Raw genomic sequence first — 21,351 nt, 5'->3', positions numbered from 1 at the left:
CCCTTCGCAAAGACTGCCGAACCTATCAGTTCTGCTAGTACCCACCTGCGACTGATCGACCGATACTCAATCGCCCTCCCTTTGAGAATCTGGAGCGACCTCCATGGAATCCACACAACCCATCCTGCGTTGCCGCTACAGCTATGACCCGCTTGATCGGCTGATCAGCCAACTTCAACCGGATGCACCCGCTCACCAGCGTTTTTACTGCAAAAGCCGTTTGGCCACCGAAATACAGGGGGCGATCGGATTCAGTGTCTTTCAGAATAACGACCTCCTGCTGGCGCAATGCAAAAACCAGGGCGGTGCCGTTGAAAGCACGCTGCTGGCGACTGACCTGCAACGCTCGGTGCTGCACACCCTCACTACCGACCAACAGCAACACCCCATCGCCTACTCGCCTTACGGCCATCGCCAGGCCGAAAGCGGATTGACGAGTCTTCTGGGCTTTAACGGCGAACGGCCGGATCCAGTGACTGGGCATTATTTATTGGGGAATGGGTATCGGGGGTTTAATCCGGTGTTGATGAGATTTAATAGCCCGGATAGTTTGAGTCCTTTTGGTAGCGGAGGATTGAACTCATATGCATATTGCTGGGGAGACCCCGTTAACCTGAGCGACCCGCTAGGACACACTCCGTTCGTACAATTATTTAAGAAAACGGCCTCGCACCATGTATTCAACGCAATATCTAAAAAAATAAAAAACACAATATCGAAAATACCAGGCCACCAACACCCAAAAATGAAACCTAAAACCCAAATCAAAGCTGAAAAACTTAAAGAAATTGAAATCCAGAAGACAATAACGCTATTAAAAGAAAGCACCACACTAGAGCAAAATGGAAAAATATCTGGCGATATAAACCCTTTAACACTCCACACATTCAAGTCGGAAGCCAGCAAACGATATTTCCGTCATCAAAAAGAAGGAATTTCATTCGACGACTCTGGCATCCCCTCTCCCAGCACCCCCATAACAACAACCAACAATGCAGGCCAAGAAGTGCTACGCACCGATTTTTTTGATGATTCCATATCCTTCTTTCACCATCAATCCAACAGCCCTGCATCCCAGAAATACAAAGACATAATGAGTCAAAGTGCAGGCGAAACGATTATCAAAAGAGCAGAATATATTCGACAGCATGCACTTCGAAACTACAAAGACTAGTAATTTCAACAAACCTGAATCCGACGCTCAGACATATATTGCGCACGCCAAGTCACACGACAACAAGAGCAATCAGGAATTACCCGATGGTTAATTATCCCGGCGCAAATCCGGCGGAATCGGCAAATCATCCTTAAGCGGATCAGGTCGCTTGCCCTTGCCCGCCCGGTACTGTCGAATCTGATAAACGTAAGCCAGCACCTGAGCAACCGCGAGATACAGCCCACCCGGAATTTCCTGCTCAAGCTCGGTGGAGTAGTAAATCGACCGCGCCAGCGCTGGCGATTCCAGCAGCAGGATCTCGTTGGCCGCCGCGATCTCGCGGATCTTCAGGGCCAGGAAGTCGCTACCCTTGGCCAGCAGTACCGGCGCATTACCCTTTTCCGGGTCGTATTTGAGGGCCACCGCGTAGTGGGTCGGGTTGGTGATGACCACGTCGGCCTCGGGAATGGCGGCCATCATCCGTCGCTGGGACATCTCGCGTTGCAGCTGTCGAATCCGCTGCTTGACCTCCGGCCGCCCCTCCTGGTCCTTGTGCTCGTCACGCACTTCCTGCTTGGTCATCAGCAGTTTCTTGTGGCTCTCCCAGAGCTGCACCGGCACGTCCACCACCGCGATCAGGATCAGCCCGCACGCCATCCACAGGGTGCTCCAGCCCACGACTTGCAGGCTGTGAATGATCGCCATGTCCAGGGGCTCATGGGCGATGCGCAGCAGGTCGTCGATGTCCGATGACAGTACCGCCAGCGCCACGAACAGGATAATGATGAACTTGGCCAGGGCCTTGAGCAGTTCGACCAGCGACTTGGTGGAGAACATGCGTTTGAGGCCGGGGCCGGGGTTCAAGCGGCTGAACTTGGGCGCCATGGAACTCGCCGCGAACAGCCAGCCCCCCAGGGAAATCGGACCGATGATGGCGGCCAGTACCAAGGTGATCATCACCGGCTGGATCGACCACAGGGCAATTTGCCCCGAGCGCATCAGGTAGGTGGCCATGGAGCGCTGATCCAGGATTACTTCCCGCGGCAGCGAGAAGTTGATGCGCATCAGCTCCATCATGTCCTGCGCCATGGCGCCGCCAAAAATCAGCAGCGCCGAGGCACCGACCAGCATGATCGCCAGGGTGTTGAGTTCCTTGGACCGCGCTATCTCACCCTTTTCACGGGAGTCCTGTTTGCGCTTCTCCGTGGGGTCTTCTGTTTTGTCCTGACCGCTTTCGCTCTCGGCCATGGCTCAGCTCGCCCGCGCCATTTCACGTAACAACTGCAAGGCCTCGGTGGCCAGCGGTTGATACTGGTTGAGAATGTCCGCCAGACCGACCCAGACAATGAACAGCCCAAGTACCAGGATCAGCGGGAAGCCGACAGAGAAAATATTGAGTTGCGGCGCCGCCCGGGTCATGACGCCAAACGCGATGTTGACCACCAGCAACGCGGTGATCGCCGGCAGCACCAGCAATAACGCCGCACCGAGCACCCAGCCGAGCTTGCCGGCCAGCTCCCAGTAGTGATTGACCATCAGGCCACCTCCCACCGGCAACGTGGTGAAACTCTCGGTGAGGATCTCGAACACCACCAGATGACCGTTCATGGACAGGAACAGCAGCGTCACCAGCATCGTGAAAAACTGCCCGATCACCGCCGTCGATACGCCGTTGGCCGGGTCGATCATGGAGGCGAAGCCCATGCCCATCTGGATGGCGACGATTTGCCCGGCAACCACAAATGCCTGGAAGAACAGCTGCAAGGAAAACCCCATCACGGCACCGATGAGAATCTGCTCGGCAATCAGCAACAGCCCGCTTAAATCCAGAGGGTTGACCGGCGGCATCGGCGGCAGGCCCGGCACGATGACCACGGTAATGGCCAGCGCGAAATACAGACGGATGCGCCGAGGCAGCAGGGTTGTGCCGAACACCGGCATGACCATCAGCAAGGAGCCGACGCGAAACAGCGGCAACATGAATGTCGCCACCCAGGTGCTGATCTGGGTATCGGTCAGCGCTAGCAGTGACATGGTTTAGCCGATGACCTGAGGAATACTGCCGTACAGCTGCAGGATGTAATCCATGAAAGTCTGCACCAGCCACGGGCCAGCCACGATCAGCGTCACCAGCATCACCAGCAGGCGCGGCAGGAAGCTCAGGGTCTGTTCGTTGATCTGGGTGGCGGCCTGGAACATCGCCACCAGCAGGCCGATCAGCAGACTCGGAATCACCAGCACCGCCACCATCATGGTGGTCAGCCACAGCGCTTCCCGGAAGATATCGACCGCTACTTCCGGGGTCATGGCGAGACACCACCGAAGCTGCTGGCCAGCGTGCCGATGATCAACGCCCAGCCATCGACCAGCACGAACAACATGATCTTGAACGGCAGGGAAATGATCAGCGGCGACAGCATCATCATCCCCATGGCCATCAACACACTGGCCACGACCAGGTCGATGATCAGGAACGGGATGAAGATCATGAAGCCGATCTGGAATGCCGTTTTCAGCTCGGAGGTCACGAAAGCGGGCACCAGGATGGTCAACGGCGCCTGATCCGGCGTCGCGATGTCAGTGCGCTTGGACAGGCGCATGAACAGCTCCAGATCGCTGGTGCGAGTCTGGGCGAGCATGAAGTTCTTGATCGGCACCTGCGCCTTGGCGACCGCATCCTGGGCCGTCAGCTTTTCCGCCAGGTACGGCTGCAGGGCATCCTGATTCACCCGGTCGAACACCGGCGCCATGATGAACAGGGTCAGGAACAGCGCCATGCCGGTGAGGATCTGGTTCGACGGTGTCTGCTGCAGGCCCAGGGCCTGGCGCAGGATCGAGAAGACAATGATGATCCGGGTGAAACTGGTCATCAGCATGACAAACGCCGGGATAAAACTCAGCGCGGTCATGATCAGCAGGATTTGCAGGCTGACCGAGTATTCCTGCGCACCCTGCGCATTGGTGCCCAGGGTGATTGCCGGGATCGACAGCGGATCGGCGGCGAATGCCAGCGGCGCGGCCAGCATCAGGGTCAGCGTCAAGACGATGCGCAGCGCACCCATTACTTCTTATCCTTGTGATCTTTACCCAGCATTTCCAACAGGCGCTGGGCAAATTCCGGCGTCGGCTTCTCGGTGCTCGGCACTTGCACCGGCTCCTTGAGGACGTGCAGCGCAGTGATGTTGCCGGGGCTCAGGCCCAACAGGATCTGCTCGTTGCCGACCTGCACCAGCATCAGGCGATCGCGAGGCCCCAGCGCGCGGGAGCCGACAATCTCGATGACCTGCCCCTTGCCGGCCGGGCCGGCCTGCTGGACCCGACGCAGCAACCAGGCAAGGAAGAAGATCAACCCCAGCACCAGCAGCAAGCCGAACACCAACTGCGTCAACTGGCCGGCCACACCGCTGCTCACCGCCGGCGCAGCGGCCGTGGTCGCCGTTGCGACAGGTTCGGCCGCCAGCACGCTGAACGGCATCGCCAATACAAACCCGAGAACCTTTTTCACTCAGCGCAGCTTCTTGATGCGTTCGCTTGGGCTGATCACGTCCGTCAGGCGGATGCCGAACTTCTCGTTGACCACCACCACTTCGCCGTGGGCGATGAGCGTGCCATTGACCAGCACGTCCAGCGGCTCGCCGGCCAGGCGATCAAGCTCGATCACCGACCCCTGGTTCAGTTGAAGCAGGTTACGGATGTTGATGTCGGTGCTGCCCACTTCCATGGAAATCGACACCGGGATATCGAGGATCACATCCAGGTTCGGGCCGTCGAGAGTGACCGGCTCGTTGTTTTTCGGCACGCTGCCGAACTCTTCCATTGGCAGGCGGCCGGATGCGGAATTGCCGGAGTCGGCGGCCAGCAGGGCGTCGATATCGGCCTGCCCGGCATCACCGGTTTCTTCCAGGGCTGCTGCCCACTCATCGGCCAGGGCCTGGTCGTCTTGCGTGTTCATTTGTCTGTGTCCTCGGCGAGCAAAAAATCAGAATTCGGTTAGTCGCAAACGGGTACAAGCGCCGGTCAACGGCGCTCGATCGGCTCGATCACTTGCAACGCCAGGTTGCCCTTGTGCGAGCCCATCTTGACCTTGAAGGCCGGCACGCCGTTGGCGCGCATGATCATTTCTTCCGGCATGTCGACCGGGATCACATCCCCCGGCTGCATGTGCAGGATGTCGCGCAGGCGCAACTGACGACGAGCCACCGTCGCACCGATCGGCACGTCGACGTCCAGCACGTCCTGGCGCAGGGCGTTGACCCAGCGCTCGTCCTGGTCGTCGAGGTCCGACTGGAAGCCGGCATCGAGCATTTCGCGCACCGGCTCGATCATCGAGTACGGCATGGTCACGTGCAGGTCGCCGCCACCGCCATCGAGTTCGATATGGAAGGTCGACACCACAATGGCTTCGCTCGGGCCGACGATGTTGGCCATGGCCGGGTTCACTTCCGAGTTGATGTACTCGAAGTTGACTTCCATGATCGCCTGCCAGGCTTCCTTCAAGTCGACGAACGCCTGTTCCAGCACCATGCGTACCACGCGCAGTTCGGTCGGCGTGAACTCACGCCCTTCGATCTTGGCGTGCCGGCCGTCGCCACCGAAGAAGTTGTCCACCAGCTTGAACACCAGTTTGGCGTCGAGGATGAACAACGCAGTGCCGCGCAGGGGTTTGATCTTGACCAGGTTGAGACTGGTCGGCACGTACAGCGAGTGCACGTATTCGCCGAACTTCATCACCTGCACGCCGCCGACCGCCACGTCCGCCGAGCGCCGCAGCATATTGAACATGCTGATGCGGGTATAGCGGGCGAAACGCTCGTTGATCATTTCCAGGGTCGGCATGCGTCCACGGACGATGCGATCCTGGCTGGTCAGGTCATAGCTTTTGACGGCGCCGGGTTCGGCAGCGTTTTCGGTCTGTACCAGACCATCGTCGACGCCATGCAACAGCGCGTCGATCTCATCCTGGGACAGCAGGTCCTGCACGGCCATGTCGTGTTCCTACTGCAGTACGAAATTAGTGAAAAGCAACTGTTCGATCACCACTTTGCCGAGCTCTTTCTGCGCCACTTCCTGGACACTGGCGGTGGCTTTCTGTCGCAGCATTTCCTGGCCGACCGGCGAGGCGAGGGTCGCGAAGTCCTGCCCGGAGAACAGCATCACCAGGTTATTGCGGATCACCGGCATGTGGACCTTGAGCGCATCCAGATCCGCCTGGTTACGACCGAGCATGGTGATGCTCACTTGCATGTAGCGCTGGCGACCGTTCTGGTTGAAGTTGGCCACGAAAGCCGGCGCCATCGATTCGAAAATCGCTGGCTGCTTGCCGGCGGGAGCCTGCTCCACTGCGGCGGCAGGCTTGCTCTGGGCGCCGTGCATGAAGTACCAGGTCGCCCCCACGGACAAACCGATCGCCAGCAGCAGGGCCGCCACGATCACGATGATCAGCTTGAGTTTGCCTTTGGTTGCGGGGTCTTTTACTACTGCTGCGTCGCTCTTCGCCATGCCAATAATCCGTCACTATTCGGGTTTTCACAGTCGCACGGCAAGGCAGGAGCAAGTGTTATGCCAGAACGGCTGGGAGCGGGGATGGGTGGGCTTGGCACAATTTGAAGACGGCGCAAAACCACTGTGGGAGCGGGCTTGCTCGCGAAGGGGCAGTGTCAGTCGACAGAGATTTTAAATGACTGACCGCATTCGCGAGCAAGCCCGCTCCCACAGGGTTTGGTGTATGGCCTGATCAGGCGTAGTAATCGACCGCGCTGGAGCCGATCACGCTGCTGGTATTGGCCGCTACTTCAGCGACGCTCGGGGTGATGTCGTCATCCATCGAGTCGAGGCGACCGCCGCTGGCACTGGTTCGTCCGCTCTGGCTTTGCCCGGCCTGTTCCTGCCCTTGCTGCGAACCACGGGACTGGTCCGAAACGTTGACATCGACCTGGCCCATTCCCTGCTGCGCGAACATGTCGCGCAAGCGATGGACCTGGCCATCCAGCGCCTCACGCACTCCCGGATGCGCACTCATGAAGGTGACCTGGGTCTGTTGATCGGGAACCATGCTCACCCGAATGTCCAGGCGTCCGAGTTCAGCGGGCTGCAACTGGATGTCCGCCGCTTTGAGATTGGCGCTGGACAGGTACATGACCCGATTCACCACCTCTTCGGTCCAGCCGCTCTGGTGCATGGCAATCGGCTGGTTCACCGGCAAGGCATTGGCAGTCTTCGGTGTGGCGGCCTGGGTCAGCGCTGCCAGACGGTTGGCGAAATCATCGACACGGGTGTCGCTGCTGGCGGACTTGAGGTCCTTCAGGCCGTCGTCGATCAAGCCGCTGAAAGCCTTGTCGTCACCCTGGCCGGTGCTGCTCTTGTCGCCCTGAACATCCAGCATGGTCGCCATGCCGGCGGCAAAGTTTTGCGCCGACGTCTGCTCAACGTCAGCCTGGGCTTGCGCCTGTGTCGGTGCAGCCTTGGGCTGCGCCTGGCTGGAGGCCGATACGTGACCACCCTGCTCCATCGCCAGGCGCACCGCCGGCAAGGCGTCTAGGGGATCGGTCGAGGGATCGAAATCACCGTCGGCAGTGGCCAGCACTGGAGCCGCCGTAGCCGTAGCAGTGGCGGCTACCGGCGCGTCAACGACAGGTTGCACAGCGTCGACCACGGCGAAGGCCACCGGTGCCTGTACGACGGATTGCAATGAAGGATCAAGCGCCGGATCGAGCGGTGCGGCATCGACGACAGGAGCCGGGGCGGCATCTGACGCATCATCGCCGGCGGTCTTGTCTTCAGTCTGCGCCGAATGGTCGGCAGGCAAGGATTTGCCGCCACCGGCAACCACCGGTTCCTCGACGGCAGACTTGTCGTCATTGGCGTCTTTTTTTCCGGCAACATCGCAGGTTGTGTCGCGACCCGGCTTGACCGGAGCATCCGCCAATGCATTGGGCTTGCCCTGGGCCTGGCTGGCATAGACATGAGCGAAGCTTGCGGCCTTGCCCCCGGGCTCAGCGGTCAGCGCCGCAGGATTGGCGGAGCCAGCCTGAGTCTTGGCTTGCCTGGAGGCCGGAAGCAGAATATCGGGGGTAACGGGCATGAAACGGTCTCCGCTGCACGGGGCTCGTAAGTACAGTTGGATGAGTTGACTGCAAAGGTCGAGCCAGTTTCACTTGAAGAAGACCCAATGCAGCGGATGCTCAGATTTTCGCCGGGCAACGCTGTCGTTCAGCTTCGTACAGAGGTCGGATACCGGCGAACTCGCGATCGATTTCGCCGACCAGCTCCTGAACGGCGGCCCATGGCAAATCTTTAGCCCGCTGTTCAAGTTGATGGCAGAGCTCTGTCAGCCGGAAGGCGCCCATATTGCTGCTGCTGCCCTTGAAGCTATGGGCGGTTTCTACGAGCCGTGCGGCACTGTCAGCTGTTCTCAAGACTTTCAGGCGCTCTTCGGAGTCCGCAAGAAAGATATCCAGCAGATCCGGATAGCCCCCTTCCATCACTTCCTGCAATGCACTCAGCACGTCGCGATCCACATGTGTGTCGTCCACTTGCTCACTCCTTGATCAAGAATGCGCGGATTATGCCAGAGCCTCCCAGATAAACTCCACGCGTGCACTTCGACCATTGTCGCTCCAGCGGGCATTACGCCCCAACTGGCGGATCAGACTGACCCCTCGCCCCGACAGGCGGACGTCTTCCAAAGGTCTTGCCATCACCCGCTCGACATCGAAACCCTTGCCGCTGTCTTCGATGTGAATGGCCAGGCAACCGCCGTCGTCCGTTGGCGTCACCTGCAAATGTAACCGTACATAGCCATCCTGCAGTTCGTCCAGCCGGGTATTACGCTCTTGATAATACCGCGCAAATCCCGAGGCATCGCGCTTGAGGCTCGAATCCAGCCCCAGCACGCCATGCTCCAGCGCATTGGAATAGAGCTCCGCCAGCACACTGTAGAGCGCACCGCTCTGAGCCCGAAGACCATGCACCTCAAGCAGCAGTTGCAACAGATAGGGCAACGGATTGAAACGCTTGAGCGTGGCGGCGCGAAACTCGAAACTCACCGACCAGTCCAGCGGGCAGGACTGGCCGCTGTCGGAGTAGACCAACGCCGGCGGCGTGATCTGCGCCTTCTCCAGCAGGCTGATTTCTACCATGCTGACATCATCGCGTGCTTCTCCGCCGAAATGACGCAGCGCCTGCTCGATCTCTTCGAACAGTGCATCCGGCTGGCGATTGGCGGCAAACACCCACTGCAATCGCTGCACGCCAAACAACTGATCATTGGCGTCGCAGGTATCGATCACGCCATCGGACAGGAGAAATACCCGGTCCCCGATGGCCATGGGATACACGTCGGTTCGCTCGTCGAAGGAGTCCGGGCTCAGCACCCCCAAAGGCAGGTGCCGCGCCGGCAGAGGCGTTCGCTCGCCACTGGCAACGCGATGCAGGTAACCGTCGGGCATGCCGCCGTTCCAGACTTCCACCGAACGGCGCTGAAAACTCAGGCACAGCAAGGTGGCACAGCAGAACATGTCCACCGGCAGGATGCGCTTGAGCTTGGCATTCATCTCGCGCAGGGTTTCCGCCAGGCCGTAGCCCTTGGCGGTCATCCCGTAGAAAACTTCGGCCAGGGGCATGGCGCCCACCGCCGCCGGCAGACCGTGGCCGGTGAAGTCGCCCAGCAGCACGTGCATGTCTCCGGCCGGGGTGAACGCGGCCAGCAACAGGTCGCCGTTGAACAGCGCATAGGGCGATTGCAGATAACGGATATTCGGCGCTGCATTCAGGCAGCCGGAGTGCGCCACCTTGTCGAAAACGGCCTTGGCCACGCGCTGTTCGTTGAGCAGGTAGTCGTGGTGCCGGGCGATCTGGTCACGCTGTTGCAGCACGGTGTCCTGCAAGCGCCGCAAGCGATCCATCGCCTTGATCTTGGCAGCGAGAATCACCTGGTTGTAGGGCTTGGCCAGAAAGTCGTCACCGCCGACTTCCAGGCAACGGGCCAGGGCTTCGCTTTCGGACAACGACGTGAGGAAGATGATCGGCACCAGGGTTTCCCCGGCCAGGGCCTTGATCTGCCGGGCCGCCTCGAAGCCGTCCAGGACCGGCATCATTGCATCCATCAACACCATGTGCGGTTGTTGTTGGCCAAACACCTCGACCGCTTCGGCGCCGTTGGCCGCCGTCAGCACGTCGTGCCCCTGGCGGCGCAGGATGCTCGACAGCAGCAGGCGATCGGCGGCGCTGTCCTCGGCAATCAGGATTGTCAGCGGCTCCAGTGGCTGCATGGCAATCAACTGATGTCGAACAGTTTGTCGAAGTTGGAGATGGCGAGGATTTTGCGCACGTCGGTACTGCTGTTGACGACGCGCACATCGGAGTCGTCGCCACCGGCGTGATCGCGCAGCAAAAGCAGCATGCCCAGGGCCGAGCTGTCGAGGTAGGTGGCATCCTTCAGGTCGACCACGACCGCCGATAGCTGTTTATCTTCGTAGGACTGACGAAATTCCTGATGCTTGGCGAAATCGAATCGTCCCCTGATCGAGATCGTCAGCCTTTGTCCATCCTCGGACACTTCTGTAATCACCGACATTTAATGGCTTCCTTGTCATTGGCAAACGTTTAGAAGGTTTAGCATCTGGAGAGGATGGGGGCAAGCCAGCCTGTTTTTTGAAAGCACGTTCAATAGGGGTTATCACGCGGCAGGCGCTGGGACAATTCATCCAGCAGTTTCTGTTCGCGCCGGTCTTCAAGCGCCCGCGCCTCGTCGGCATAGCGCTGAACCAGCTTGCGCAAGCCTTCGACCCGGGCAAACGCCTGCTGCCAGGTCTCCCGCGCCTTGTTCAGGTTGTTCTGATGCCAGGCCAGGCTTTGCCGCTGCTGGTCGATGGCCGTGCCCAGTTGCGCGAGAAAGCCCTGATAACCCAGTAACCATTGGCCCGAGACGCCGCCGCTGCCGCGCACGATCCATTGTTCCTGATAGTCGAGACGGAAGGCTTCGAGGTCGGCGAGCTTGCTTTGTGCCAGGCGAACCTGCCCTTGAAAGTGCCCCAGGCGCTGGACCGCGGTTTTCTCGGTCTTTTCGGCCATTTCCACCACCGGCGCCAGCCGTCCCGCCCGACTCAGAGCCATGACCGCTTAACCGCCTGCCGCGGGCGCGAAGATCGAGGCCAGATACGCTTCGCTTTCGCCCAGGCTGATGCTGTCGTTGAGGCCCTGACGCAGGTATTTGACCAGTTGCGGTTGCAGGGAAATCGCCAGGTCGGTCTCGCGATCACCACCGGCGACGTAGGCGCCAACGCTGATCAGGTCGCGACTCTGCTGATAGCGCGACCACAATTGCTTGAAGTACTGCGCGCGCATCATGTGCTCCGGCGACACCACCGCCGGCATGACCCGGCTGATGGAGGCCTCGATATCGATGGCCGGGTAATGCCCTTCCTCGGCCAGGCGCCGCGACAGCACGATGTGCCCGTCGAGCACGCCCCGCGCTGAGTCGGCAATCGGGTCCTGCTGGTCATCGCCTTCGGACAGCACGGTGTAGAACGCAGTGATCGAACCACCACCTTTCTCCGCGTTGCCGGCCCGTTCCACCAGTTTCGGCAGCTTGGCGAATACCGACGGCGGATAGCCCTTGGTCGCTGGCGGCTCACCGATGGCCAGGGCGATTTCCCGCTGAGCCTGGGCGAAACGGGTCAGCGAATCCATGAGCAACAGGACGTTCTTGCCCTTGTCGCGGAAATATTCGGCGATGCGCGTGCAGTACATGGCCGCGCGCAGACGCATCAGCGGCGCATCGTCCGCCGGAGACGCTACCACCACTGAGCGCTTGAGCCCTTCTTCACCGAGGATGTGCTCGATGAACTCTTTAACTTCACGCCCCCGCTCACCGATCAGCCCGACGACGATGATGTCGGCCTCGGTGAAGCGGGTCATCATGCCCAACAGCACGGATTTACCGACACCGGTACCGGCGAACAGCCCGAGACGCTGGCCGCGCCCCACCGTCAACATGCCGTTGATGCAACGGATGCCCACGTCCAGCGGCTCGCTGATCGGTTCGCGCTTGAGCGGGTTGATGGTCGGGCCATCCATCGGCACCCAGTCCTCGGCCTTCATCCCGCCCTTGCCGTCCAGCGCCCGACCGGCGCCATCGAGCACCCGCCCGAGCATGCTCATGCCCATGGGCAGGCGACCGGTATCGGACAGGGGAACAACGCGGGCGCCGGGTGCAATACCGGCAACGCTGCCGACCGGCATCAGAAAGATTTTGCTGCCGGAGAAGCCCATGACTTCGGCTTCGACCTGCACCGGGTGATAGCTGTCGTTGTTGATCACCATGCAGCGGCTACCCATGGCGGCGCGCAGACCTTCGGCTTCGAGGGTCAGGCCGACCATGCGCAACAAGCGGCCCTCAAGGATCGGCGCGCCGGCCAATTCAGTCGCCTCGGCGTAACTGCCCAGGCGCTTGGCGAAGCTGGTGCGTTCAAGGCGCATCAGGTGCATCCGCTTCTGGCGCGGCCGCAGGCTTGCTGTCGATCGGCAGTTCCAGGCTCAGGTCCGGCGCGGCCGGGTGCAAGGCCTGCTCGTGCAATTGATCGAACAGTTTGTCCATCACCTGCACGACACGGGTTTCGACCGTGGCGTCGATGCGGCTGTGTTCGGTCTCGACCCGGCAACCGCCGGGCAACAGCGATTCGTCCTCGACGATGCGCCAGGTTTCCTCATGACGCTCGCGCAGGGCTTTGACCTGTGCGAAGTCCTGGGGATTGATGTACAGCCGCACATTGCCCACGCCCAACGGCAAGAGCTTGAGTGCTTCGCGCATGACGTGTTCGATCTGCGTCGAGTCGATGGCCAGTTCGCGCTGGATCACTTGCCTGGTGATGTGCTGCACGAGCTCGACCAGGGACTTTTCAATCTGGGTGTCCTGCCCGGCGATGGGCTCGAACAAGTGCGCCATCAACTGTTCCAGCCCGGCAAGCTTCGGTGCCAGCGCCTGTTCGGCTTCCTGGCGGACCTTGAGCGTGGTGCTGTGGAAGCCCTCCTTCTCACCCACCGCGAAGCCTTCGTTGTAGGCCTCCTGGCGAATGCTTTCGAGTTCTTCCAGGGTCAGTGGCTGGACCTCCTCCAGCGGCACCTCTTCCATTTCCGGCGGTTCGGGTTCAGGCGCAGGTTCTGGCTCGGGTTCCGGCGGGTCGAAACTGGGCAGCGCCCAGGACTCGAAGCCACTGACATCCCTGGCCCGGATCAGGTCAGTGGGTGCATCATCATTCTTGACCATGGTGTTAGATCATTTCCTCGCCGCCTTTGCCGCCGAGAACGATTTCCCCGGCTTCGGCCATACGGCGGGCAATGGTGAGGATTTCCTTCTGCGCGGTTTCCACGTCGCTGACGCGCACCGGGCCCTTGGCTTCCAGGTCGTCGCGCAACAGTTCGGCCGCACGCTTGGACATGTTCTTGAAGATCTTTTCCTTGACGCCTTCGTCCGACCCTTTGAGGGCCAGTACCAGCACGTCGGAGGACACTTCGCGCAACAGTGCCTGGATACCTCGGTCGTCGACGTCGGCCAGGTTGTTGAATACGAACATGAGGTCTTCGATCTGGCCGGACAGGTCTTCGTCGACTTCGCGGATCGAGTCCATGAGCTGGCCTTCGATCGAGCTGTCGAGGAAGTTCATGATGTCCGCCGCGCGCTTGATGCCACCCAGGGTGGTGCGCGAGGCATTCGAGTTGCCGGAGAACTGCTTCTCGAGAATCTGGTTGAGCTCTTTCAGGGCCGCTGGCTGTACGGTGTTCAGCGAGGACACCCGCAAAATGATGTCCAGCCGCACCTTGTGGTCGAAGTTGCCGAGCACTTCACCGGCCTGGTCCGGATCGAGATACGCCACCACGATCGCCTGGATCTGCGGGTGCTCATAACGGATCACGTCGGCGACGGCGCGCGGCTCCATCCATTTCAGGCTGTCGAGGCCGCTGGTGTTGCCACCGAGCAGGATGCGGTCGATCAGGCCGTTGGCCTTGTCTTCGCCCAGGGCCTGGGTGAGCATCTTGCGCACATAGTCGTCGGAGCCGACGCCCAGGCTGGTCTGGTCGCCGACGATATCGACGAACTCGCTCATCACCTGTTCGACCTGCTCGCGGTGCACATTCCCCATCTGGGCCATCGCCACGCCCACGCGCTGGACTTCTTTGGGGCCCATGTGACGCAGCACCTGGGCGGCGTCGGTGGAGCCCAGGGACAGCAACAGGATTGCGGCTTTGTCGACCTTGGACAGTTTGGCGGCAACGGCTCGGTTATCACTCATCTGCGTTAATCCACTCTTTCACGACCTGGGCCACACGACCCGGATCTTCTGCCACCAGGCTCTTGATTGCGTTCAACTGAGCGTCATAGCCTTCGCTCGGACTCGGCAGCAGGATGCTGGTCGGGCCACCGAGGCTGACACGGTCGTTGGCCAGTTCGCCGTCCAGGCCGCCCATGCCGCCCAACTCGACGTCGCTACCCAAACCAACAAGCTGCTTGCCCTTGCCGCCACCGGTGATGTTGTTGAGCACCGGACGCAGCACACCGAACACCAGCACCAGAATGAACAGCACGCCCAGCACTTGCTTGACGATGTCCCAGAACCACGGCTGGGAGTAGAACGGAATTTCGGCAATCACCTCACCGCGCTCGGCGGAGAACGGCATGTTGATCACGCTGACACTGTCGCCACGGCTGGCATCGAAGCCGACCGCGTCCTGCACCAGGCGAGTGAAGCGCGCCAATTCATCGGCGGTCCACGGCGCACGGGTGGTTTCGCCGTTGGCCGGGTTGATCTTGACCTGATCATCAACGACTACCGACACCGACAGGCGATTCAACCGGCCCTGCTGCTGCTTGGTGTGGCTGATGGAGCGATCGAGTTCGAAGTTCCTGGTCGATTGTTGACGCTTGTCCGCCGGGTACGGCGCGAGCATCGGCTGACCGGTGGCCGGGTCCATGATTTGCTGGCCGTTGGCATCAACCAGTGGCTGGCCCGGTTGCACCATGCCTGCTGCCCCCGGAGTGCCGCCGGTGGTCTGCGGCGCGGAGGCCGGCGCTGGCGGCTGGTTGCTCAGGGCACCCGGCACGCCTTGCGGGCCATTGCTGGCGGTACGCTGTTCGTTGACCGACTGTTCGCTGCGCAATGCCGGTTGATCCGGGTTGAATTGCTCGGAAGTCGATTCGACCGCACTGAAATCCACGTCAGCCGAGACTTCGGCCTTGTAACGGTCGTTGCCCAGCACCGGCTGCAGGATGTTGTGCACGCGCTGGGTGAGCATGCTTTCCATGCGACGACTGTAGTCGAACTGCTTGCCGGCCATGGTCAGCTCGGAGTTTTCCGCCTGATCGGAAAGCAGGTTGCCCTTCTGGTCGACCACGGTGATCTGCGACTTGCCGAGTTCGGGAACACTGGTTGCCACCAGGTTGATGATGGCTACGACCTGGCCGGGTTCCAGGGAGCGACCGGAATAGAGTTCAACCAGAACCGATGCGCTCGGCTTGCGCTCGTCGCGCACGAACACCGAACTTTTCGGGATCGCCAGGTGCACGCGGGCACCCTTGACGTTGTTCAGGCTGGAGATGGTGCGGGCCAGTTCGCCTTCGAGGCCGCGACGGTAGCGGGTCGCTTCCATGAACTGGCTGGTGCCCAGTCCCTGTTCCTTGTCGAGGATTTCAAAACCGATGTTGCCATCGCTGGGAGTGACACCAGCGGCCGCGAGCTTGAGCCGCGCACGGGACAGGTCATCGGCCTTGACCAGCAAGGCTCCGGAATTGGGTTCGACGGTGTACGGGATATCGGCGGAGGCCAGGGTATCCATGACCTGCTTGGCATCCATGCCGGCAAGGCTGCCGTACAGAGGCCGATAGTCCGGTTGCTGGGACCACAACACCACGGCAAAACCAATCGCCACGCTTGCCGCCAGGCCGACCAACAGGCCCACCTGACGCAACATGGTCATCTCGGAGAGGTTTTCCAGGAAGGACAACCCGAACAGCGGCGGTTTGCCGTCTATTGGAGCGGCCTTGGCCGGAACGTTATCGGCGACTGCTTCTGCCATGACTCAATCTCGTCCTTTAAACCGGCATCTGCATGATGTCTTGGTAGGCCTGGACCACTTTGTTGCGCACCTGGGTCAACGCCTGGAACGACACACTGGCCTTCTGCGAGGAAATCATTACGTCCGTGAGATCGACGCCGCTTTTGCCGATTTCGAACGCACTGGCCAACTGCGTGGAAGCCTGCTGGGTGTCGTTCACTTTATTGATAGCCTGACCGAACATGTCGGAAAAGCTGCTGCCCGTCATTTCAGGGACGGCAGTCGATTTCGGCGCAGACATTGCATCCATTTGCATGGCGCGCATATCCAGCATCAACCGATTGAATTCAATACCTTGGCTCATGGTTTCTCTCTTTGACGACCCGCAATTTTTTGACACTCACTCGGCGGGTAGTGAGGTGTTAGCAACAAGGGTGCCAGCTCCATGGCCACTCTGAACAAAAGCCCTCCTGACTACCAAACCCACATTCAGGTCGCGAACAAAAAGGCTTCCACATCCATGCCGGCATCGCGCATCTGCGCCAGCTTGTAGCGCAGGGTTCGCGGGCTGATACCCAGGCGCTCGGCCGCCTCTTTGCGACGACCGCGCTCGGCGCGCAGGGTATCGATGATCATCTGGAATTCACGGCGACGCAGGTCATCGCCCAGCGCACCGGCCGACTCGGATCCGACTTCCACAGAACACACCGGCGCCTGCGCCAACGCAGGCAGTGGCGCACAAGCCACCGGCCCGGCCAGGCAGAAGTCCTGCGGCTGGATCAAGCCGCCCTGCTGCAAGATCAGCGCACGCTGAATCGCGTTGTCCAGCTCACGCACGTTACCCGGCCACGGATAACCGATCAGGCACGCCTGGGCTTCGGGGGACAACCTGGCAGCCGAATGCTTCATTTTATTGATGTGCCGGGCCAGCAGACGCTCGGCCAGTGGCAGGATGTCGGCGGTGCGCTCGCGCAATGGGCGCCAGGCCAGGGGAAACACCGACAGGCGATAGTAAAGATCTTCGCGAAAACGCCCTGCTGCCACTTCACCCGCCAGGTCGCGATTGGTGGTGGCGACCACGCGAATATCCAGGGTGATCGGCTTGCGCGCCCCCACCCTTTCGACCTCGCGCTCTTGCAGCACGCGCAGCAGCTTGGCCTGAAGCCCCAGGGGCATTTCGGAAATTTCGTCGAGCAGAATGGTGCCGCCGTCGGCCTGCTCGAACTTGCCGGCTTGCGCGGCAATGGCGCCGGTGAAGGAACCCTTCTCGTGCCCGAACAAGGTCGCTTCGAGCATGTTGTCCGGGATCGCTGCGCAGTTGATCGCAATGAACGGCTGACGGGCGCGATGAGAATGCTGATGGATGTAGCGCGCCAGCACTTCCTTGCCCGTGCCCGACTCACCCGAGATCAACACCGTGGAATCGCTGCGTGCGACCCGCGCTGCCAATTCGAGCAACTGCGCGCTCGCCGGCTCGAATGCTATCGGCCCTTCACCCTCGACCAGGCCGAGACTGCCCAGGGCATGACGCCCCACCAGATCGAGCAACGCCTTGGGCTCGAATGGCTTGACCAGATAGTCCGCCGCCCCTTGGCGCATCGCGTCGACCGCACGCTCGACCGCACCGTGAGCCGTCATCAGCAACACCGGCAACTGCGGCTGCCGCGCTCGCAGCAGGCCCAGCAACTGGTGGCCGTCCATGCCCGGCATGTTGACGTCGCTGATCACCAGGCTGAAGGCTTCGCCACCGACGGCAAGCAACGCCTCCTCTGCCGAGCCCACCGCCTTGTAATCGTGGCCCGCGAGCAACAGCGTATCGGCCAGCGCCTCGCGCAATGCGCGATCATCTTCGACCAACAGAACCTTGATACCCATCTGTGTCACTCCGCTCCTTGAGCGCTGCTGAACAACGGCAGGATCACCTGCGCGCAGGTGCCGCGACCGAGCCGCGAGCGCAACTGCAATTGTCCCTGATGAGCACGCGCCACTGCCTTGACCACGGTCAGGCCAAGACCCGTGCCGGTGGCCTTGGTGGTAAAAAAGGGCTCGCCCAATCGCGCCAGGACGGCGACATCGATACCGGAGCCACTGTCACTGACGCACAGACGCAGGTTGTTGCCGCGGGTGTAGAGGTGAATCTTGAGGCGCACTTGACCGGCACTGGCCTGAATGGCGTTCTCGATCAGATTGAGGATCGCGCCGACCAGGGTATCGCGATTGCACAGCAACTCCCCCGAATGACTGTCGCACTGCCAGCGGATCGGCAGATCCTGTACGTGGGTCAACGCCGCCGCTTGCAACGATTGCATCAATTGGCCTGGCGTCACGCGGTCGGTCAGCGGCAACTCGCCCCGGGCGAAGACCAGCATGTCGCGCACCTGGTGCTCCAGTTCGTGCAGGCGCTCCTTGAGACGCCCGGCAAAGCGTTGCTGGGTAGCGACCGGTAGCTCCTGCTCGGTCAAGTGACTGGCATACAGCAACGCGGCGGACAACGGCGTGCGTATCTGATGCGCCAACGAAGCGACCATGCGCCCCAGCGACGACAGCCGCTCATGACGGGCCAGTTGATCCTGCAGGTGGCGGGTTTCGGTCAGGTCGTTGAGCAACACCAACTGGCCAGGCTCGGCGTCCAGCGAGCGCGTGGCGATCGACAGGCGCCGACCATCCTTGAGGGAGACTTCATGACCATCGTCTTCGCGCGGCGCAAAACAGCGGGCAATGACGTGGCGCCACAATTCACCCTCCAGCGGCAGCCCCAGCAACTCGCACGCCGCCGGATTGGCTTCGCGCACGATGCCCTGGGCGTCAATGACGATGACACCGCCGGGTAACAGATCGAGGAGGTTTTGCAGGCGGTTGGCCAGGCGTTCTTTTTCTGCGAGCTCCTGCATGCGCTGGGCGCTGACCACCGCCAATTCACCCTTGAGCTCGGTGACCCGGGCTTCAAGCATGCTGTAGGAATCGGTCAACTGACTGGACATCTGATTGAACTGCGCGAATGCCTGCTCAAGGCCAAGCCGGCTCGCCTGCTCCGCGGAGGACGGTTGCCGCGAAGCATCAGGGACAGGAGACATCTGGGCGGCTTGGGGCATCGTGCTCTCTCGCTTGGCTGACCGTCAGTGAAACGGAACGTTGCGAGGGACGTAGCAATACCCGTGCCTAAAAAAAACTGCTTATAAATGAATGAGTTGAAAAACAGGCGTCAATCATCCGCCTGTTCGTCTCCATCACGACGGCTCATGCCGTACTTGCGCATCTTTTCCACCAGCGTGGTACGACGAATGCGCAGGCGCTCGGCTGCGCGGGCCACAATACCGTTGGCATCATCCAGCGCTTGCTGGATCAGCCCCTGCTCCAGGCCACCGAGGTAGTCCTTCAGGTCCAGGCCTTCCGGCGGCAGCATGGCATTGGCGGTGAAGTCCTGGGTATGGCCGTTGATGGCCACGCGCTCCTCCAGATCGCTGCGCAGGCTGTCGACCATTTGCTCATCTTCATCGTCGACGTAGCGGAATTTCTTCGGCAACTCGACTACGCCGATCACGCCGTATGGATGCATGATCGCCATGCGCTCCACCAGGTTGGCCAGTTCGCGGACGTTGCCCGGCCAGCCATGGCGGCACAGCGACATGATCGCCGCCGAGTTGAAACGGATCGAACCGCGCTTCTCGTGCTCCATGCGCGAGATCAGCTCGTTCATCAGCAGCGGAATGTCTTCGACGCGCTCACGCAGCGGCGCCATTTCGATCGGGAACACGTTCAGGCGGTAGTACAGGTCTTCGCGGAAGGTACCGATCTCGATCATGCTTTCGAGATTCTTGTGGGTCGCGGCAATGATGCGCACGTCGACGCTCTGGGTCTTGTTGCTGCCCACGCGCTCGAAGGTGCGCTCCTGCAACACGCGCAGCAACTTGACCTGCATCGGCAGCGGCATGTCGCCGATTTCATCGAGGAACAGGGTGCCGCCGTTGGCCAGTTCGAATCGACCGGCGCGGCTGGTGATCGCCCCGGTGAAGGCGCCCTTCTCGTGGCCGAACAATTCGCTTTCCAGCAACTCGGCAGGGATCGCCCCGCAGTTGACCGGCACAAACGGCGCTTCGCGGCGCTTGGAATGGTAATGCAGGTTGCGCGCAACCACTTCCTTGCCGGTGCCGGACTCACCGAGGATCAGCACGCTGGCATCGGTGTCGGCGACTTGCTGCATCATCTGGCGCACGTGTTGAATCGCCCGGCTGGTGCCGACAAGACTGCGGAAAAGATTGGGTTCGCGATGACGACCGCGCTCGCGGGCCTGGTCGTACATCTCGCGATAGACCTGGGCACGGTGCAGCGAATCGAGCAACTTGCTGTAGCTGGGCGGCATTTCAAGGGTCGAAAGCACCCGCCGACGCTGGTCTTCCGGCAGGTCAATGGAAGAATTATCGCCCATTAACAAAACCGGAAGGAACTCATCCCATGTCGACAGTGTCTTAAGCAAGCCCAGAAGTGCACCAGGAGCATTGACCGTCCCGATGAGGACACAGATCACTTCACGACTTGACGACAAAGAGCCGACAGCCTGCTGCCAGTCATGGCTACCGCAGGGTAAATTTTCTTCGCCAAGAAAATTTAAAATCACCGCCAGGTCGCGGCGGCGGACGCTATCGTCATCAATCAGCAGAATTTTGGTTTCACGCCACATGCAATAGCAACTTCCCTAGTCAACTCGATGCCCAAAATGCTGGGGCAAGCTAAACGCTTGCAGGCACAAATATGCCTGAAGACGACTGAAATCTGGAACAGCCACTAGTTAAGTCAAAAAACCGTGCACAGTCAAATTTATGGCGCACATGTCTGGATTAACTTGGGGTTAATTAACCGAACAGATGGTAAACCTTTGCTGCGTTTTGTGCTTGGTGGATCTGCGACATCTCATCGACTATTGCCTGGCGCTCTCCCGTTGCCGCCTCAAGCAGCTGCTTGTAGACACCCAGCAACTCTTCAAGGTTATCGCGCAACGCCGCCTCGTCCACCGAAGGTTCACTCAAGACGTCTTCCATGCAGGAACGGCAAGACTGGTCCAACTCACCGATGGCTTCCCAGTTACGCTCGGCCAGAGCGCCTACCAGACCTTCTCGGGTTTGTTCGATTCGCTGCAATACAAGACTCAT

At 60.5% G+C, this 21,351-nt stretch carries 23 protein-coding genes; 1 reads left to right on the top strand and 22 read right to left on the bottom strand.

What is annotated here, in order from left to right:
- Positions 1–103: 103 nt before the first annotated feature.
- Positions 104–1,174: an RHS repeat-associated core domain-containing protein gene (locus ACM6G4_RS03950; protein WP_414913099.1), complete on the top strand. Its 1,071-nt coding sequence runs from the start codon at positions 104–106 to the stop codon at positions 1,172–1,174.
- Positions 1,175–1,264: 90 nt separating this feature from the next.
- Here the strand turns inward: ACM6G4_RS03950 and flhB are convergent, their stop codons facing one another.
- From flhB to fliT, 22 genes are all read right to left on the bottom strand, one after another.
- Entirely contained in the window at positions 1,265–2,404 is a 1,140-nt protein-coding gene (flhB, locus tag ACM6G4_RS03945; protein WP_414913098.1) for a flagellar biosynthesis protein FlhB, read from the bottom strand.
- Positions 2,405–2,407: 3 nt separating this feature from the next.
- Positions 2,408–3,190 carry a flagellar biosynthetic protein FliR gene (gene fliR, locus ACM6G4_RS03940; RefSeq protein ID WP_056721595.1) on the bottom strand — a complete coding sequence of 261 codons (783 nt, stop codon included), beginning with the start codon at positions 3,188–3,190 and terminating at the stop codon, positions 2,408–2,410.
- A 3-nt stretch (positions 3,191–3,193) separates the two neighbouring features.
- Positions 3,194–3,463, bottom strand: coding sequence for a flagellar biosynthesis protein FliQ (gene fliQ / locus ACM6G4_RS03935; RefSeq protein ID WP_056721593.1), 270 nt, complete (start codon positions 3,461–3,463; stop codon positions 3,194–3,196).
- On the bottom strand, positions 3,460–4,218 hold the full coding sequence (gene fliP, locus ACM6G4_RS03930) for a flagellar type III secretion system pore protein FliP (RefSeq protein ID WP_008052881.1): 759 nt from the start codon (positions 4,216–4,218) through the stop codon (positions 3,460–3,462). The genes fliQ and fliP overlap by 4 nt, the downstream gene beginning before the upstream one ends.
- Positions 4,218–4,631 carry a flagellar biosynthetic protein FliO gene (gene fliO / locus ACM6G4_RS03925; protein WP_409078514.1) on the bottom strand — a complete coding sequence of 138 codons (414 nt, stop codon included), beginning with the start codon at positions 4,629–4,631 and terminating at the stop codon, positions 4,218–4,220. The genes fliP and fliO overlap by 1 nt, the downstream gene beginning before the upstream one ends.
- 30 nt (positions 4,632–4,661) lie before the next feature.
- Positions 4,662–5,108: a flagellar motor switch protein FliN gene (fliN, locus tag ACM6G4_RS03920; RefSeq protein WP_056721589.1), complete on the bottom strand. Its 447-nt coding sequence runs from the start codon at positions 5,106–5,108 to the stop codon at positions 4,662–4,664.
- Positions 5,109–5,173: 65 nt separating this feature from the next.
- Positions 5,174–6,142, bottom strand: coding sequence for a flagellar motor switch protein FliM (gene fliM, locus ACM6G4_RS03915; RefSeq protein ID WP_008052878.1), 969 nt, complete (start codon positions 6,140–6,142; stop codon positions 5,174–5,176).
- A 9-nt stretch (positions 6,143–6,151) separates the two neighbouring features.
- Complete coding sequence (gene fliL, locus ACM6G4_RS03910; RefSeq protein WP_056721587.1) at positions 6,152–6,655, bottom strand: flagellar basal body-associated protein FliL; 504 nt, start codon at positions 6,653–6,655, stop codon at positions 6,152–6,154.
- A gap of 235 nt (positions 6,656–6,890) precedes the next feature.
- Positions 6,891–8,237: a flagellar hook-length control protein FliK gene (locus ACM6G4_RS03905; RefSeq protein ID WP_223541111.1), complete on the bottom strand. Its 1,347-nt coding sequence runs from the start codon at positions 8,235–8,237 to the stop codon at positions 6,891–6,893.
- 100 nt (positions 8,238–8,337) lie between these two features.
- Entirely contained in the window at positions 8,338–8,688 is a 351-nt protein-coding gene (locus ACM6G4_RS03900) for an Hpt domain-containing protein (protein ID WP_056721582.1), read from the bottom strand.
- Positions 8,689–8,718: 30 nt separating this feature from the next.
- Positions 8,719–10,425, bottom strand: a complete 1,707-nt coding sequence (locus ACM6G4_RS03895) for a fused response regulator/phosphatase (protein WP_056721581.1) — start codon at positions 10,423–10,425, stop codon at positions 8,719–8,721.
- Positions 10,426–10,430: 5 nt separating this feature from the next.
- The gene (locus tag ACM6G4_RS03890; protein WP_056721579.1) at positions 10,431–10,730 is read right to left on the bottom strand and encodes an STAS domain-containing protein; all 300 of its coding nucleotides are present in this window, start codon (positions 10,728–10,730) and stop codon (positions 10,431–10,433) included.
- An 89-nt stretch (positions 10,731–10,819) separates the two neighbouring features.
- Positions 10,820–11,269 (bottom strand): flagellar export protein FliJ, encoded by a 450-nt coding sequence (gene fliJ / locus ACM6G4_RS03885; RefSeq protein ID WP_056721577.1) that lies wholly within the window; start codon positions 11,267–11,269, stop codon positions 10,820–10,822.
- A 6-nt stretch (positions 11,270–11,275) separates the two neighbouring features.
- A complete protein-coding gene (gene fliI / locus ACM6G4_RS03880) occupies positions 11,276–12,634 on the bottom strand; it encodes a flagellar protein export ATPase FliI (RefSeq protein ID WP_414913097.1) in 1,359 nt (452 codons plus the stop codon).
- Positions 12,624–13,421 carry a flagellar assembly protein FliH gene (fliH, locus tag ACM6G4_RS03875; RefSeq protein WP_056721572.1) on the bottom strand — a complete coding sequence of 266 codons (798 nt, stop codon included), beginning with the start codon at positions 13,419–13,421 and terminating at the stop codon, positions 12,624–12,626. Before fliH ends, fliI begins: the two co-directional genes overlap by 11 nt.
- Positions 13,422–13,425: 4 nt before the next feature.
- Entirely contained in the window at positions 13,426–14,445 is a 1,020-nt protein-coding gene (gene fliG, locus ACM6G4_RS03870; protein ID WP_007983391.1) for a flagellar motor switch protein FliG, read from the bottom strand.
- Entirely contained in the window at positions 14,438–16,225 is a 1,788-nt protein-coding gene (gene fliF / locus ACM6G4_RS03865) for a flagellar basal-body MS-ring/collar protein FliF (protein WP_056721571.1), read from the bottom strand. The genes fliG and fliF overlap by 8 nt, the downstream gene beginning before the upstream one ends.
- A gap of 16 nt (positions 16,226–16,241) precedes the next feature.
- The gene (gene fliE, locus ACM6G4_RS03860) at positions 16,242–16,568 is read right to left on the bottom strand and encodes a flagellar hook-basal body complex protein FliE (RefSeq protein ID WP_008052868.1); all 327 of its coding nucleotides are present in this window, start codon (positions 16,566–16,568) and stop codon (positions 16,242–16,244) included.
- A 125-nt stretch (positions 16,569–16,693) separates the two neighbouring features.
- A complete protein-coding gene (locus ACM6G4_RS03855) occupies positions 16,694–18,079 on the bottom strand; it encodes a sigma-54-dependent transcriptional regulator (protein ID WP_414913096.1) in 1,386 nt (461 codons plus the stop codon).
- Positions 18,080–18,084: 5 nt separating this feature from the next.
- A complete protein-coding gene (locus tag ACM6G4_RS03850; RefSeq protein WP_414913095.1) occupies positions 18,085–19,296 on the bottom strand; it encodes a sensor histidine kinase in 1,212 nt (403 codons plus the stop codon).
- Positions 19,297–19,406: 110 nt separating this feature from the next.
- Positions 19,407–20,882, bottom strand: coding sequence for a sigma-54 dependent transcriptional regulator (locus ACM6G4_RS03845; RefSeq protein WP_046037712.1), 1,476 nt, complete (start codon positions 20,880–20,882; stop codon positions 19,407–19,409).
- A 172-nt stretch (positions 20,883–21,054) separates the two neighbouring features.
- Entirely contained in the window at positions 21,055–21,351 is a 297-nt protein-coding gene (fliT, locus tag ACM6G4_RS03840) for a flagellar protein FliT (RefSeq protein ID WP_414913094.1), read from the bottom strand.

Source organism: Pseudomonas sp. IT-P258, assembly GCF_949767825.1.
In the GTDB taxonomy this organism is placed as follows: domain Bacteria; phylum Pseudomonadota; class Gammaproteobacteria; order Pseudomonadales; family Pseudomonadaceae; genus Aquipseudomonas; species Aquipseudomonas monachiensis.
The sequence above is the reverse complement of the archived record's forward strand: the minus strand, read 5'-3'. Positions and strand labels throughout refer to the sequence as shown.

Excerpts from the sequence above, each read along its gene's own strand:
- ACM6G4_RS03950 (WP_414913099.1), top strand. The coding sequence starts at position 104 with ATGGAATCCACACAACCCATCCTGCGTTGCCGCTACAGCTATGACCCG.
- flhB (WP_414913098.1), bottom strand. The coding sequence starts at position 2,404 with ATGGCCGAGAGCGAAAGCGGTCAGGACAAAACAGAAGACCCCACGGAG.
- fliR (WP_056721595.1), bottom strand. The coding sequence starts at position 3,190 with ATGTCACTGCTAGCGCTGACCGATACCCAGATCAGCACCTGGGTGGCG.
- fliQ (WP_056721593.1), bottom strand. The coding sequence starts at position 3,463 with ATGACCCCGGAAGTAGCGGTCGATATCTTCCGGGAAGCGCTGTGGCTG.
- fliP (WP_008052881.1), bottom strand. The coding sequence starts at position 4,218 with ATGGGTGCGCTGCGCATCGTCTTGACGCTGACCCTGATGCTGGCCGCG.
- fliO (WP_409078514.1), bottom strand. The coding sequence starts at position 4,631 with ATGCCGTTCAGCGTGCTGGCGGCCGAACCTGTCGCAACGGCGACCACG.
- fliN (WP_056721589.1), bottom strand. The coding sequence starts at position 5,108 with ATGAACACGCAAGACGACCAGGCCCTGGCCGATGAGTGGGCAGCAGCC.
- fliM (WP_008052878.1), bottom strand. The coding sequence starts at position 6,142 with ATGGCCGTGCAGGACCTGCTGTCCCAGGATGAGATCGACGCGCTGTTG.
- fliL (WP_056721587.1), bottom strand. The coding sequence starts at position 6,655 with ATGGCGAAGAGCGACGCAGCAGTAGTAAAAGACCCCGCAACCAAAGGC.
- ACM6G4_RS03905 (WP_223541111.1), bottom strand. The coding sequence starts at position 8,237 with ATGCCCGTTACCCCCGATATTCTGCTTCCGGCCTCCAGGCAAGCCAAG.
- ACM6G4_RS03895 (WP_056721581.1), bottom strand. The coding sequence starts at position 10,425 with ATGCAGCCACTGGAGCCGCTGACAATCCTGATTGCCGAGGACAGCGCC.
- ACM6G4_RS03890 (WP_056721579.1), bottom strand. The coding sequence starts at position 10,730 with ATGTCGGTGATTACAGAAGTGTCCGAGGATGGACAAAGGCTGACGATC.
- fliJ (WP_056721577.1), bottom strand. The coding sequence starts at position 11,269 with ATGGCTCTGAGTCGGGCGGGACGGCTGGCGCCGGTGGTGGAAATGGCC.
- fliI (WP_414913097.1), bottom strand. The coding sequence starts at position 12,634 with ATGCGCCTTGAACGCACCAGCTTCGCCAAGCGCCTGGGCAGTTACGCC.
- fliH (WP_056721572.1), bottom strand. The coding sequence starts at position 13,421 with ATGGTCAAGAATGATGATGCACCCACTGACCTGATCCGGGCCAGGGAT.
- fliG (WP_007983391.1), bottom strand. The coding sequence starts at position 14,445 with ATGAGTGATAACCGAGCCGTTGCCGCCAAACTGTCCAAGGTCGACAAA.
- fliF (WP_056721571.1), bottom strand. The coding sequence starts at position 16,225 with ATGGCAGAAGCAGTCGCCGATAACGTTCCGGCCAAGGCCGCTCCAATA.
- fliE (WP_008052868.1), bottom strand. The coding sequence starts at position 16,568 with ATGAGCCAAGGTATTGAATTCAATCGGTTGATGCTGGATATGCGCGCC.
- ACM6G4_RS03855 (WP_414913096.1), bottom strand. The coding sequence starts at position 18,079 with ATGGGTATCAAGGTTCTGTTGGTCGAAGATGATCGCGCATTGCGCGAG.
- ACM6G4_RS03850 (WP_414913095.1), bottom strand. The coding sequence starts at position 19,296 with ATGCCCCAAGCCGCCCAGATGTCTCCTGTCCCTGATGCTTCGCGGCAA.
- ACM6G4_RS03845 (WP_046037712.1), bottom strand. The coding sequence starts at position 20,882 with ATGTGGCGTGAAACCAAAATTCTGCTGATTGATGACGATAGCGTCCGC.
- fliT (WP_414913094.1), bottom strand. The coding sequence starts at position 21,351 with ATGAGTCTTGTATTGCAGCGAATCGAACAAACCCGAGAAGGTCTGGTA.